General features: G+C 43.8%; 10 protein-coding genes and 1 pseudogene. 6 read left to right on the top strand and 5 right to left on the bottom strand.

The window, feature by feature from the left end:
- Positions 1-338 precede the first annotated feature (338 nt).
- A complete protein-coding gene (locus JL57_RS02285) occupies positions 339-1,565 on the top strand; it encodes a S1C family serine protease (protein ID WP_291299602.1) in 1,227 nt (408 codons plus the stop codon).
- Positions 1,566-1,624: 59 nt separating this feature from the next.
- On the opposite strand, the gene JL57_RS02280 is transcribed toward JL57_RS02285, so the two are convergent.
- Both JL57_RS02280 and JL57_RS02275 read right to left on the bottom strand, forming a co-directional pair.
- Entirely contained in the window at positions 1,625-5,287 is a 3,663-nt protein-coding gene (locus tag JL57_RS02280) for an EAL domain-containing protein (protein WP_291299601.1), read from the bottom strand.
- Positions 5,288-5,555: 268 nt separating this feature from the next.
- A complete protein-coding gene (locus JL57_RS02275; protein WP_034140436.1) occupies positions 5,556-6,155 on the bottom strand; it encodes a dienelactone hydrolase family protein in 600 nt (199 codons plus the stop codon).
- Between the two features lie 204 nt (positions 6,156-6,359).
- On the opposite strand from JL57_RS02275, the gene JL57_RS02270 reads away from it, so the two are divergent.
- From JL57_RS02270 to JL57_RS02250, 5 genes are all read left to right on the top strand, one after another.
- Positions 6,360-7,007, top strand: coding sequence for a Crp/Fnr family transcriptional regulator (locus JL57_RS02270; protein ID WP_034140435.1), 648 nt, complete (start codon positions 6,360-6,362; stop codon positions 7,005-7,007).
- A gap of 299 nt (positions 7,008-7,306) precedes the next feature.
- Positions 7,307-7,801: a 4Fe-4S dicluster domain-containing protein gene (locus JL57_RS02265; protein ID WP_034140434.1), complete on the top strand. Its 495-nt coding sequence runs from the start codon at positions 7,307-7,309 to the stop codon at positions 7,799-7,801.
- 1 nt (position 7,802) lies between these two features.
- Positions 7,803-9,710 carry an anaerobic carbon-monoxide dehydrogenase catalytic subunit gene (cooS, locus tag JL57_RS02260; protein ID WP_034140433.1) on the top strand — a complete coding sequence of 636 codons (1,908 nt, stop codon included), beginning with the start codon at positions 7,803-7,805 and terminating at the stop codon, positions 9,708-9,710.
- A 15-nt stretch (positions 9,711-9,725) separates the two neighbouring features.
- Positions 9,726-10,979: an NAD(P)/FAD-dependent oxidoreductase gene (locus tag JL57_RS02255; RefSeq protein WP_034140432.1), complete on the top strand. Its 1,254-nt coding sequence runs from the start codon at positions 9,726-9,728 to the stop codon at positions 10,977-10,979.
- A gap of 359 nt (positions 10,980-11,338) precedes the next feature.
- The gene (locus JL57_RS02250; protein ID WP_034140431.1) at positions 11,339-11,749 is read left to right on the top strand and encodes a YidH family protein; all 411 of its coding nucleotides are present in this window, start codon (positions 11,339-11,341) and stop codon (positions 11,747-11,749) included.
- Between the two features lie 66 nt (positions 11,750-11,815).
- On the opposite strand, the pseudogene JL57_RS33300 reads toward JL57_RS02250, so the two are convergent.
- The 3 genes and pseudogenes from JL57_RS33300 to panB form a co-directional block, all read right to left on the bottom strand.
- A pseudogene (locus JL57_RS33300) lies at positions 11,816-11,971 on the bottom strand (DUF2837 family protein); the annotation flags it as partial.
- Positions 11,972-12,125: 154 nt separating this feature from the next.
- Positions 12,126-12,347: a hypothetical protein gene (locus JL57_RS02245; RefSeq protein ID WP_034140430.1), complete on the bottom strand. Its 222-nt coding sequence runs from the start codon at positions 12,345-12,347 to the stop codon at positions 12,126-12,128.
- 442 nt (positions 12,348-12,789) lie between these two features.
- Positions 12,790-13,650: a 3-methyl-2-oxobutanoate hydroxymethyltransferase gene (gene panB / locus JL57_RS02235; protein WP_034140428.1), complete on the bottom strand. Its 861-nt coding sequence runs from the start codon at positions 13,648-13,650 to the stop codon at positions 12,790-12,792.
- Between the last annotated feature and the right edge of the window lie 23 nt (positions 13,651-13,673).

The following is a 13,673-nucleotide window of genomic DNA, read 5'->3' as shown; positions in this document are numbered from 1 at the left end:
ACCTTTCAAACAGAATGAATCAGAGCATCCACTTAAGAAGAATGTCAAACAACCTTGCATTTGAAACGGGTAACACTAGAATAGTGACCCAACCAGCTAAACATCGAATCATTCTTGTGGAGTGACACGCTATTTTACGGATAAGCCTCAAAAAGAGGGATCCAGGAGGAACGCACATCTATCTCTCTGCCAAAAGTGATTATAGCACGATATTTACTGATTGAGGTCCAACGTGTCAACTAATTCATCTGAACAATAAGGAGTAAGTTATCAAGGAACGTTCGGGTTGGTTTTGAACCATCGACCCTATATCTATCTTACAAAGGAGGACATAATTTATGGAAGAGGAAATTCGCTCTACTCTCAATGACAATAACAATCCCTCCACTAACACTGACGGTGACAAAGTGGAAGTTGAACTAATGTCCACTACACCTCAACCTATCATCCACCATCAACCCAAGAGCAAGGTCATTGCCTACGCTAGCCTCTGTTTAATTAGCGCAGTTATCGGTGGTCTTACTACAGTTGCCACGCTCCCCTATGTTTATCCAACTAGCTCATCCTCCTCAAGTCCAACAACTACTTCCTTATTTACACAAGTTGCCAATTTAACTGCCAATGAAAGCATTTTCCCTGTAGCGCAAATCGCTAAGAATGTGGGTCCAGCCGTAGTGGGTGTTTCAAATTTCCAAGCTAGTCGAGGTTTTTCAGGAAGCTCTGGTCTCCAAGAAGCTGGCAGCGGGTCTGGGTTTATCATTGATGCTGAAAAAGGCTATATTGCAACGAATCATCACGTAATCGAAGGCGCAGAAAAACTTACCGTCAGTTTGAGTGATGGACGCAATCTTGATGCGAAAGTAATTGGCACCGATCCACGCACAGATCTTGCGGTATTACAGATTTCGGATACCACAAACCTTACAGAAGTTAAGCTCGGAGATTCTTCAAACATCGAAGTTGGTGAATCCGTGGTTGCTATTGGAAATCCTGGTGGAGATGAATTTGCTCGATCTGTAACCACAGGGGTCATCTCTGCCACTAATCGCAACCTAAAGCTCCAAGGAGTTGCCAGTTACAATCTAATTCAAACGGACGCAGCCATAAATCCCGGAAATAGTGGCGGCCCGCTTGTAAATTATCTAGGACAGGTTATTGGCATTAACACCGTAAAATACGCGCAAACAGGCTTTGAAGGAATGGGTTTTGCTATTCCGATTACTGATGCCTTGCCTACACTACAACAGTTGATCACTTCAGGTGTGGCCAAGCATCCGGCCCTTTTAGTGAGCACTGACGATCAATATAACGCTTACGCTAAGAGTAACAATAAACCCCAAGGTGCCTACATTTCAGGGGTGACACAGAACGGTCCAGCTGCTAATGCCGGAATCATGCAGGGCGATGTCATCACCAAAATTAACGATGGTCAAGTACAAAATTCTTCAGACCTTATTCGTGAGCTCTATAAAAATAAGATTGGAGACAAAGTAACCATAACCTATATTCGGGATGGACAAACGAAGCAAGTGGAGGCAACGCTAGGAGAAATAACCTCAACATGATCGAATCATGATAATCGACGTTCAACATTAGTTAGGACGAATTCACTATAAAATTCGGCCTAACTTATGTTTTTCTCTACATCAATATTACTGAGCTTTTCCTTTAAATGATGGCTGATCTCAACTAGATAAAAAACCAGATCTTCAGCCGCAACCGGTCTGGCTAATAAATATCCTTGCACTTCTGAGCACCCTTGACAACGGAGAAAATCTAACTGGGCTTCAGTTTCTACCCCTTCAGCAATAACTCGAAGACCCAAATTATGAGCGAGTTGAATAATGGTCGTCACGATCTCATTCCCGCTCTCTCTTTCGTCAGACCGATCGGTGAGCGCACTCACAAACGAGCGATCGATTTTCAAAGTGTCTAGGGAAAACTGACTCAAATAGCTAAGTGAAGAAAATCCTTTGCCAAAATCATCCACTGAGAGATGGATTCCCATCCCTTTCAGTTCTTTAAGCATGGTCAAAGTGAAGGACGAGTTTTCCATACTGATACTCTCCGTGATTTCCAGCTCAAGCCACTGAGGATCTAGCCCAGTTTCCGTTAGAATTTGGGCAATTTGACTGACCAGATTCGCTTGCCGAAACTGACGCGCGGATAAGTTGACAGCGATACGTACGGGAGGATAACCTTTATCCTGCCAAAGTTTGTTCTGAAGACAAGCACTGCGCAAGACCCACTCCCCAAGCGGCAAAATAAGCCCGCTTTCTTCAGCAATTGAAATGAATTCTCTCGGGAGAAGAAAACCCCTCTCCGGATGTTGCCAGCGCACTAAGGCTTCCATTCCACACATCTGACCGTCACTGATTCGATACTGTGGCTGGTAGTAGAGCAGAAATTCATCACAGGCCAAAGCACGGCGCATATCATTTTGTAAACCCAGACGCTCGGAAAGGGCCTGATTGAAAGCGAGGGTATAAAATTGATAGCGGTTGCGTCCCTCCTCTTTGGCTTGGTACATGGCAGTATCAGCATGTTTGATCAACGTTTCGATATCCTCTCCGTCTGTAGGAAAGAGGACAATGCCTAAACTCGCCGTGATATAGATCTCCTGTTTATGTAGATAAAAAGGTATTGTAAAGACATTCACGAGCTTTTGAGCCACCTGTGCTACTTGGTCTTCCGAACGCATTTCGGGCAGCAAAATTAGGAATTCATCTCCCCCCTGTCGAGAAACGGTATCCCCTTCCCGCAAACAGGAACTGAGTCGTTCTCCGGCAGCTTGCAAAAGCTGATCTCCTATAGTATGTCCGAGGGTATCATTAATGAGTTTAAACCGATCCAGATCGAGAAAAAGCAACGCAACGTGAGTCTGATGACGATGCGCTTGGGCAATAGCTTGTTGAGCACGATCCTTAAATAATATTCGATTCGGCAGGCCTGTCAATGCATCATGATGGGCTTGGTGGGAAAGTTGATTCAGAAGGGCGCGCTTGTCGCTGACATCGTGAAAAACGAGCACCGCACCGATCACCTCTCCTATCCTGTCACAGATCGGTGCCGCTGAATCCTCAATGGAAATAGTCTTTCCATCACGATTGGTCAGAACCGTGTGATTAGCCAGCGTTACAATACGCTTTTCTCGAAGGCATTGAGTGACAGGGTTAACGACCGCCTGACCCGTATTTTCATTGACAATATTAAAGACACTCAAAAGCGGCAGACCCTCTGCGTGCCTGTTCGACCAACCAGTCAACCTTTCGGCAACAGGATTAAGATAAGTGATATTTGCTTGTACATCGGTCGTAATCACCGCATCCCCGATGGAAGCTAGTGTGACCTGAGCACGCTCTTTTTCCAACCACAGAGTTTCTTCGTCTTGTTTTCGTCTCGTCACATCTTCGTAAATCGTAACCACTTCACGGGTGGATAGCTTATAGATAAAGCCTTCCCGCCAACCACTGACGTAGGCGTTTTGGTAGTATGTAGCCGGGAAATAAGCAGCTTTTCCCGTTTTGAAGACTTGCAGGAAAACCTTTATGATTCCTAACGATTCATCGTTGGAAAAGAATTGATCGAGAGGTTGCCCTAACACTTGACTACGTGGTAGCTTTTCAATCTGTTCTGCAGCCCTATTAAAGGCCTTACAGCGAAAGACTTTTTCGTCTTCCGAAAATTGAAAGACAGCGACCGCATTACTCATGTTTTCAAACATCTCCTCATAGCGTTCTTCGCTATCCCGTAACGCTTTGTGAGTCGCAAATTGTTTGGTTACATCCTGAATAATTGCAATAAAATGAGTGATCTCTACCCCGTTTGCTTGAACAGGTGTGAGCGTCATTTTTTCTCGGTAAAGAGAGCCCTTCGCGTGGCGGTTGATCATTTCACCTCGCCATGTTTTACCAGCAAGAATCGCATCCCACATTTTTTTATAAAAGGAGCTATCCTGATAGCCGGATTGCAGAAAATGTAAGTTTTGACCGCGAACCTCTTCAAATGCATAACCCGTAAGCTGGGCGAAAGCAGGATTAGCCCAGAGGAGCTTACCGGTTCGATCCGCGAGAACGATAGCATCGGCGGCGGCTGAAAGGGCTGTACCTTGAATTTGGAGCTGACTTCGGTCTTCATGAGCTAAAAAGGCCATGGTGATCTGTTCTGCCAAGGATTGCAGACGTTCAATGCGCACTGAATTGAAATAATCCGGCAGATGAGTGTACAAGCCGATTGCTCCTAAGCATTGTCCATGCGCCCACAGAGGAAAAGTGGCTATGGACTGTAGTTTTAATGCTTCAAAAATACCCCACCAAGGTTTAAACTGAGGGTTATCGATCAGGTTCTGCACTTGTGGTTTTCCACTGCGGATAGCCTCACCCACTGCACCCAGTCCCTCAGGGCTGTCGTCCCAACGTATATTGAGGGTTCTCATATACTCGTCTCTTACACCAGTTTGAGCCACAATAGCAACAGAACCTTCCGGCATTTTCAAGCCCACTGCTGCAACAGGGTAACCAACAGAGTGAACTAATTCATCACAGAGAAATTGGAAGATAACGTTCAAAGGTTGTTCCGCGAGAATGCGCTTTGTGATACCGTAGAGAATGCCTTCATGTAATTCACTGTATTTTCGCATACTGATGTCACTTAAGGTCGTAACCACCCAGCTCGGTTCACCTTGAGCATTGCGCAGAAGAACACTGTTGAGATGTAACCATCGCTGTTCAGGGGCGAAACGTTTTAATGTATGTGTTATCTCTTCGCTATCTTGAGTTGTAGCCAACACGTTTGAGGCATGAGCTTTCCAGCTAAAAGGTTCTCCCTGATCATCCATCCAAAGAATTTCTTTAGTGAAAAAACCGCTTTGCTTCATGTCTGTCAAAGAAGCGCCGAGCAGAGTACAGGCTGCAGAGTTGGCATTATAAAGCTGACCGGAGGTGTGTTGTAGAATCACTCCCTCGGCTACACTTTCATAAAGACGTTGATAAAATTCTTCTTTACGTTTAATAGCGTCGAGTTGCTGATCTTGCTTTTTTGCCGATCTGATCATTTCCTGATTTTTAGCTTCAAGAGCTTGCCAGGTTAGGCCTAAGAAATAGTAAAAGAAGATCGTCGTAAATAAGACCCAGAACCAGCCTTTTAAAGCTGAAAGGAGTAATAGCAATTCATGATCCGAAAACAAATAATGGATCACCGATTCTGAAAACAAAAGCCATAATCCGCTTAATAAAACATAAAGCAAGCATATTTTCCCCAGAGAGATAGACTTGTCTGAGTTTGGCATGGATTGGCTCCTTTCACAGGATGTCACTGAGGCCCTTTGGCCTATGTCCTAATATTCGGCAAAATCTAAAATATCCCTCCCATTCCATGAAATATTCTAATATGCATAAAACCCCAAGCCTTACTAAAAATAACCCGATAGATTGATTTGCGTGATCAATCTACGGGTTATTTTGTGTATTTCTTCCGATGACCATTTCGGACTAAAACAACCTAAGCTGATGATTGCAATAGCCTTTCTTGTATCCCTTAATAATTCTGGTCCTTCTTTATAACCTTATTAAGAACCTATCAACTAGATCCTGAGCGATTTGTTGCGATTGCTCGTTGTAGTGATTCGAAAACGGATCACTAAATCCGTGTTTTCCATTTAACACGTGTACATCAACAAACTTCTTTTGTCCAAGGGCACTTGTCAATTCCGAAACATTAAATGATTTTTCTTCTTTAGCGAAGATTAATAATACCGGGCAATTGGGAGTTATGTTCTTATAATCCCTTATCCTAGAACCATAGTAGCAAATTACTCCATCAATCGAATTTTCAAGGTCACTACAAATCCATGCTGAGGTTGCTCCTACGCTAAACCCTAGTAGAAATACATATTTATAGTCTAATCTAGCTTTCAACAGTATTGTTTTAACTTCATCCACTATTGAATAAAAACCAATATGTTCAATGAAGTACTGATAAGCTTCTCCTTCTCTACTATAATCGAAATAATCGCCCGACTTCACAAAATTTGGACATAAAACATTGTATCCAGCCGCTGAATATTGTTCGCAAATCAATTTGACATGTGGGTTAATCCCATAAATCTCGTGTAAAACGATTATTACAGATTCTTCGCTACTAACAATATTTATCATTTGATTCCCCAACTTTAATCATATTTGTATGTATCTTTTCTTAAATAAATTTTACACCGTTTAATGCCATGTGGATACAGTCGAAAGAATAACAATTTTATAATACAAATTGAAAGTGACGTGTCCCCTTAATTATAGTATCCTTAACATAAGAACGGAGACCACTTGTGCTGACCACCAAAACTCAAAAGGAATGTGATGTTGATGTCATCTACGCTGGAACAATTTCCGTTGTTTCATGGTCTTTCACCGGATCTTCTAACTCAGTGGGAGAGGTACTTTAGAGAGCGAAGCTTTACTAAGCGTCAAATCCTTGAGTTTCCATCTGACTGCTCGGAACCAATCTACTTTATCCGGACGGGCCGGGTTAAAATTTCGTACTTGTCAGAAGATGGTAAGGAATTTACGGTCGCCTGCCTATCCCCTGGAGAAGTCTATAGTGTTCACTCTTTAGCCTTTGCCACAGCGCTAGAAAATTCAGTCGTTTATTATCTTGGGATGGACAATTTTCGACCGATGCTCGGGGAATGTCCAGAACTCAGTTTACGCTTAATCCGTTTGTTGGGAAACATCTTAAAAGAGACCAATGATGTCATCCTTGACTTGGCTTTTCGGGAAGTCTCTGTGCGCTTAGCTCATGTTATCCTGCGTGAAGGACGACCTAAAGCCAACCAAGGATCCGATTTACCATATTTTCTGGACTTTACCCACGAACAATTTGCTGCTTTAAGCGGGACAACTCGTCAAACAGTCAATGAGATTCTTAAACGCTGGGAACGACAAGGAATTGTGGTCGTGAAACGGGGTAAGCTTTCTGTGTTAAATTGGGAGATGCTTATCGACAAACTATGATTTGAGAAAACTATATAATCTTTTTTGCGCGGTATAACACCGCGCTTTTTTATCCATTTTTCAAGAATCCCACTTATAAGTGGGTAGATATCCTACGGGCTACAATGTTCTTTGGGGTTAGCGCTTCGGCATTAGTCATCCATCGCCGCAAAGTCTTCCTTGCGCGATCAGCGGCTACGGCGAAATTCTACCATAAATTTTAATATTTCTTATGCAATGTCGGCAAGCCGATTGAAGAAAAGAGAATATTCCGATAAGTTATGGATAAGTAAAGTCCAGAAGTTTAAGGAGGGATAAAGTTGAGACAGATTCTTGCCAGAAGCGAACATTGCCTAGGCTGTAAGAGCTGTGAACTGGCTTGTGCAGTTGCCCACTCGACCAGTAAGAGCTTGTTCGAGGCAATCGAAGAACTCAAGCCGCCACAGAAACGAATCTTTGTTGAGTCCAACGGGAAGCTCAATTTCCCATTACAATGTCGGCAATGTTTAGACGCTCCTTGTGTTCATGCCTGTATGAGTGGGGCTATGCAGTTTGATTTGAAGACCGGATTGATTCAAGTCGATGAACAAAAATGCGTCGGGTGCATGATGTGCGTTATGGTCTGCCCGTTTGGGGTTATTGCTGAAATTTCTGCGACCCATAGAGTCACCAAGTGTGACCGTTGCCAGGACTTAGATTATGATCCGGCCTGTGTGGCAGCCTGTCCGACAAAGGCTTTGGAATTTGTTGAGGTTCAAGAGTTTGCCCGCAGTGGACGGCAAACTTTCTTAGACCAAATGAAGGGAGTCAACTAAAATGAAATCTCAAAAATCAATTGATCCTGCCGTGTTAGAATTGTTACCTAAAGCGGCCTTAGACGGTGTAGAAACGGTTTGGGATCGCTATGAAGCACAACAACCTCAATGTGGTTTTGGCAGCTTGGGAATCTGTTGCCGACATTGTATTCAGGGACCCTGTCGGATTGATCCCTTTGGCAACGGGCCGAAAGCTGGGATTTGTGGAGCAAGTGCAGATGTCATCGTTACTAGAAATTTACTCAGGCAAGTGGCTGCCGGTGCAGCAGCCCATGTAGACCATGCCTACGAGGCTGTTGAAGCTTTAGAGTTGGCGGCTAAAGGTGAAATTAATTATGACATCGCAGACGAAAAGAAATTGCAACAGGTAGCCAGGGGATTAGGTTTGGAGATCTCCGGCAAAAGCAAAGCGGAGCTCGCCATCGAGGTTGTCGAAGTTGCTTATGCCGATCTAGCTAACCATAGTAAGAAGCCGGTACAATGGTTGATGGCTAACGCGCCTAAAGAGAGAATTGCGGTTTGGGGGAGCCTTGGAATTCTTCCTCGAAATCCTGATCGAGAAATCCGCGAAGCAATGCATCAGACCACGATGGGTATGGATGCTGACCCAGTGAATCTAATCTTATCGACCGCTAAACAAGGGCTGGTTGATGGCTATTCCGGCCTAAAACTGGCAACGGACATGCAAGATATTCTTTTTGGTACACCTACCCCGGTAGTGACGGAGGCTAATTTGGGGGTTCTCCAGGAAGATTCTGTTAATCTAATCGTACATGGTCATGTTCCCTTACTATCTGAAAAAATCGTCTATTGGGCAGGCAAACTCCAAGCTGAAGCACGCCTAGCAGGAGCTAAGGGAATTTTAGTCTCTGGAATCTGTTGTACAGGTAATGAGGTCTTAATGCGCAAAGGGATCCCGCTGGTTACTAACTTCTTAGCTCAAGAACTGGCCATTGTCACCGGAGCGGTTGATGCTATGGTCGTCGACGTACAATGTATTATGCCTTCCTTAGCTCAAGTGGCTGCTTGTTATCATACGGAGATTATCACGACAATGCCGATCGTCAAAATTCCAGGAGCAATCCACGTGCCATTTACCTTAGAAAACGCGGATGAAGCGGCTCAGGAAATTGTACGAAAGTCGATCGCCGCTTATGGGCGGAGAGACAGCAAGAAGATCAAAATCCCCAATTATAAGCGTAAGATAATGGCTGGGTTTAGTGTGGAAGCCATCATCGGAGCACTTTCAACAGTGGACCCTGTCCAACCCCTGAAGCCTCTTATTGATAATATTATCAATGGTAATATCTTAGGGGTAGTGGCAACCGTGGGCTGCAACAATGTCAAAGTGACTCAAGACCTCATTCATGTGGAATTAGTGAAAGAACTCCTTAAAAATAACGTGTTGGTGGTCGCGACAGGATGTTCCGCTCATGCGTTAGCTAAGGCTGGTCTGATGAATTCAGAAGGAACCGAGACTTATGCCGGAGAAAGTTTGAAAGCAGTTTTGACCGCGATTGGTCAGGCTGCAGGTCTTGCGGCCCCGCTTCCCCCAGTCCTGCATATGGGCAGCTGTGTCGATAATTCAAGGATTGGTGATTTGGTCACAGCTATCTCAAGCTATTTGAATGTGGATTCGGCATTATTGCCCGTGGCGGCGAGTGCTCCAGAACTTCAGCATGAAAAAGCCTTGAGTATCGGAACTTGGGCAGTGACCATGGGGCTCACCACTCACCTTGGCGTTGTTCCGCCCGTGCTAGGGAGTAAAGCGGTGACTGAATTGCTTACAGTTGGACTGAGTGATGTGATCGGGGGGAAATTCTATGTTGAAACAGATCCCCAGCAAGCTGCTCTTGGACTTCTTGAGGATATCCGAGCGAAACGGAAAAAGCTCGGACTTTCTAATTAAGGGAAGGAAGAAATTATGAGCTATATCGTAATTGGCAATAGCGCTGCAGGGCTGTTTGCGGTTGAAGAAATCCGGAGGCACGACACCCTGTCAGAAATCATCGTCCTCACGGCAGAACAAGAACAGAGTTACTCTCGTTGTCTAACCACTTATTTCTTAGCAGGAGATATTCCGGCTTCCCGCCTTTACTTACGTGAAGAAGGTTTTGCAGAACGACTAAAACTTAAGGTAATTTATGGGGTCGAGGTTAACTGGATCGATCCGGTACGCCGACTTGTTCGAAGTACCGATGGGCAGGAATGGGGGTACAGCAAGCTTTTACTCGCGATGGGCGCTTCAGCTAATAAACTCTTGATCAAGGGGGGAAACCTTCCAGAGGTTTTTACTCTACGCACCATGAAGGATGCATTAGACATTAATCAGGTCTTGGAGCGAGGAGCACAAAAGGCAGTCGTCATCGGAGGAGGTTTGGTCAGTCTGAAGAGCGCTTATGCCTTGAAAAAACGTGGGCTTCAGGTTACCGTTTTGGTCTCTTCAGGTCAGATTCTCTCCCAAATGCTTGATGAAAAAGCAGCCAGCATAATTCAAGGGCACTTAGCAGCTAATGGACTGAGATTTCTTTTACAGACGGAGGCTGAGGCAATCACAGGAGAAGAGCAGCTTCAGGGTGTGTTGATAGCGCCCCATACAGAACTCGTCGCTGATTTAGTCATCGTGGGCAAAGGAGTACGTCCAAATTTAGGGGAATTAAGAACTATTGGCTTTAATATTGGAATGGGTCTTCAGGTAGATTCTTCTTTAGCAACGAATCTTCCCAATATTTACGCGGCAGGAGATATTGCTGAGACCTGGGACCTTGTTCGCCAGAAGTTCACCGTAAATGCCACTTGGCCAAATGCTACAGCCCAAGGCAGAATTGCTGGAGCAAATATGTGCGGTGGACAAGAAATTTATCCGGGATCTCTTGGCTTAAACTCTGTGGACTTTTTTGGTCTCTCTGCCATGTCTGCAGGAATCACGAAACTCCCAGAGAAAAAGGGTCAAGGGGATTGGGACCAGGAAAAAAGCCTAAAAATGGTCGGAGATATGCCCATCTATCGTAATCTACTTTGGCAGGGGGACATTCTAAAGGGCTTTGTACTTGTTGGGGATACGTCTCAATGCGGTGTATTGACCTCCTTGGTTAAAACAGGTCGACCCCTGACCCAAGCCCAAAAGAATTTGACTATGGGAAAAAGAGGGACCCTGGCGGTAGGAATGATGAACTGATAATGAATATCACCTACCTCATCCCATCCCACGAAATAACCCCAATTTACGCAGAAACAAGGCTGGACGTATTAATGATTAATGCTTCCAGCCTTAGTCTTTATTTTATAGTGTCATAGTACGCCTATTCTATCAAGAAAGATGGTCGTTAGAATCTCTACTACTGAGAATTTTATTACATTCATGAATTGTAGAATACCATCCGCAACATGATCGATGGATGGTTCATCTGGGAGTACCTTGCGCTCCTTTTCTAATCTTTAAAAAAGTAGTAGAATATCCATGTATTACTCCACTGCGGGAACGCCTGAATTTGAAATTCTTTAAATTGTTAAAAACTTATTATGGAGGATAGCTGCATGCCAGAAATAATTGGAGACAAGAAACTATTGAGAGTTCGTAACCGCCGTGTTCACATGGCCAATGAAAGGACATTTCTTGCATGGATAAGAACCAGCATTGGAATCATGGCATTCGGTTTTGTTGTTGAGAGATTCACGTTATTCATAAAACAAATGTCTTACATTATGGGAAAATCAGCTATTGAACTTGCATTACCTCCCTCTCATGGATATACGTCCATCGTTGGAATTTATCTTGTGGGCCTCGGTGCCTTAATGAGCGTTCTGGCATTTATCAGGTATAAGAAGGTTGAGAGACAAATATATGCGGATACCTATCAACCAGCTTCGATACTTAACATCCTACTCACCATATCAGTCCTTGCAGTCGGAATCTTCCTTCTAATTTATTTAATTCAAAGTATATAAAGTAAATGATAAACAATATTCAATACTTCACTGCGTGCCTCTACCAATCAAAGATCAGGGATTTCTTGCAGTACGCGCAACAAGTGCGATGAGATTAAATAGAGAAAAGGATAATGCAACTTGCCCGCTCTTTACAGAGTTCAGCCTCACAGAGTATGCAAGGGTATCGACAAGATGGATAATAGACGTAAGAATAATCAATTCAAACAACGTTTTTTCCACTGACCCACCATCCTTTCTAAAAGACGATTCCAACTATCATCACGATCTTCTGAGGTAAGCCATCTACTGGACCTTAGTACTGCCTCTGATTGGTACATTTTCATCGAAAATCCAACTGCGACTCCCTTGGAACAAGCGGTGACGGAACTATATGCTAATCCGACCTATAGTCAAGCAGAAGCAGATCATGCGTTTCAACTTCAAACCATTTTAGACAAAATATCCGGAGTTGGCCGATGCACTGGCTTAATCCAAAATCCACCTTTGAATTTTTGGTTGTACCATTCATATAAACTAAGGTTGCATCGGGTAAAAAAGGTGATGGTGTTTTAGGATCATTGCTTGCCAAGGCAAGTATTCGCACGGTTTTACTCACGACCCACCTTAATTGTAATACATGCATAACTATATTCTATTCTACAATTCCTTCCAAATTTCCTTTAAAGCTTCTTCCATTAAGAGAAAACCTCGAAATTGCCTAATGCAACACTCGAGGTTTTTCCGCTTCTTAAGATCATTCACTTCCGAAATAAGTCATCAAAATTAGATTCAGGAACCTGAATGGGAATCTCAAATTGATTCCCGTATTCATCTTGATAAATAATTATTGTCAATTTCTGTTCGCTTTGGTCAACCTTCATAGGAGGACCACTGGCTTTAAAGATACCAGGTTCATTAGTCCTACCATCTTTTTTGACCATCAGTTGTAAGCTACGTAGATTTTGAATATACCAACTGTTAAAAGAAAAAGAAGGGTACTCTCGGATGTCGTAAAGTTTACCACTACTCCAACTACTCATCTATGCGTTAATAGTTCATTATTTCGCTTCTTTTTCCAGTAAAGACCAGAATTCAGCCGCTTCCTCGTCCTTCATTTTATAGGTATGTTCCCCATCAACCGGAAAAACGCCCTCACGAGTTTCTCTAACATATTCTGTGAAAGCACTAACTAATACTTCTCCTACATTGGCATATTTCTTCACGAACTTCGGAGTGAAATTATCGTATAATCCCACCATATCAGCATAAATAAGCAATTGCCCATGGGTGTATGGACCAGCACCAATACCAAGCACCGGGAAATCAGCTCTTTCAGTGATGGCCTTACCGACTGCAGACGGTACGCCTTCCACTAAAATACTGAAAGCTCCAGCCTCTTCGACCCGTTTGGCCTGTTCAACCAAACTTAAAGCTGCCGCGGCACTCCGGCCCTGAGCTTTATATCCTCCAATCTGACCCATAAACTGTGGGGTCAAACCGATATGACCCATCACTAAAATACCCGCCTCGTTAATGGCCTTAATCCTGCTCGCAATCATCGGACCGGCACCTTCTAATTTTATGGCATCAACAAGGCTCTCTTTAATAAACCTCCCGGCGTTGGCAACGGCTAGTTCATCCGATACTTGGTAAGACATGTAAGGCATGTCACCGACAATGAACGTATTGGGGGCGCCACGACGAACAGCCGAACAATGGCGAATCATATCATCCATGGTTACCGGAAATGTGGTATCATAGCCTAAGCTTACCATGCCTAAGGAATCGCCAACTAAGATCATGTCGACACCGGCTTTTTCCTCCATTTTGGCTGTCAAATAGTCATAAGCCGTAAGATAGACTATCTTTTCTTCCGTTTCGACCATGTTGTTGAAATCATTGATTGTTTTCTTACCCACACTTAACACCTCTTTCTTATTAT

The organism is Desulfosporosinus sp. BICA1-9 (assembly GCF_000802135.1).
Note: the sequence above shows the minus strand (reverse complement) of the source record. Positions and strands in the feature narration are given on the sequence as shown.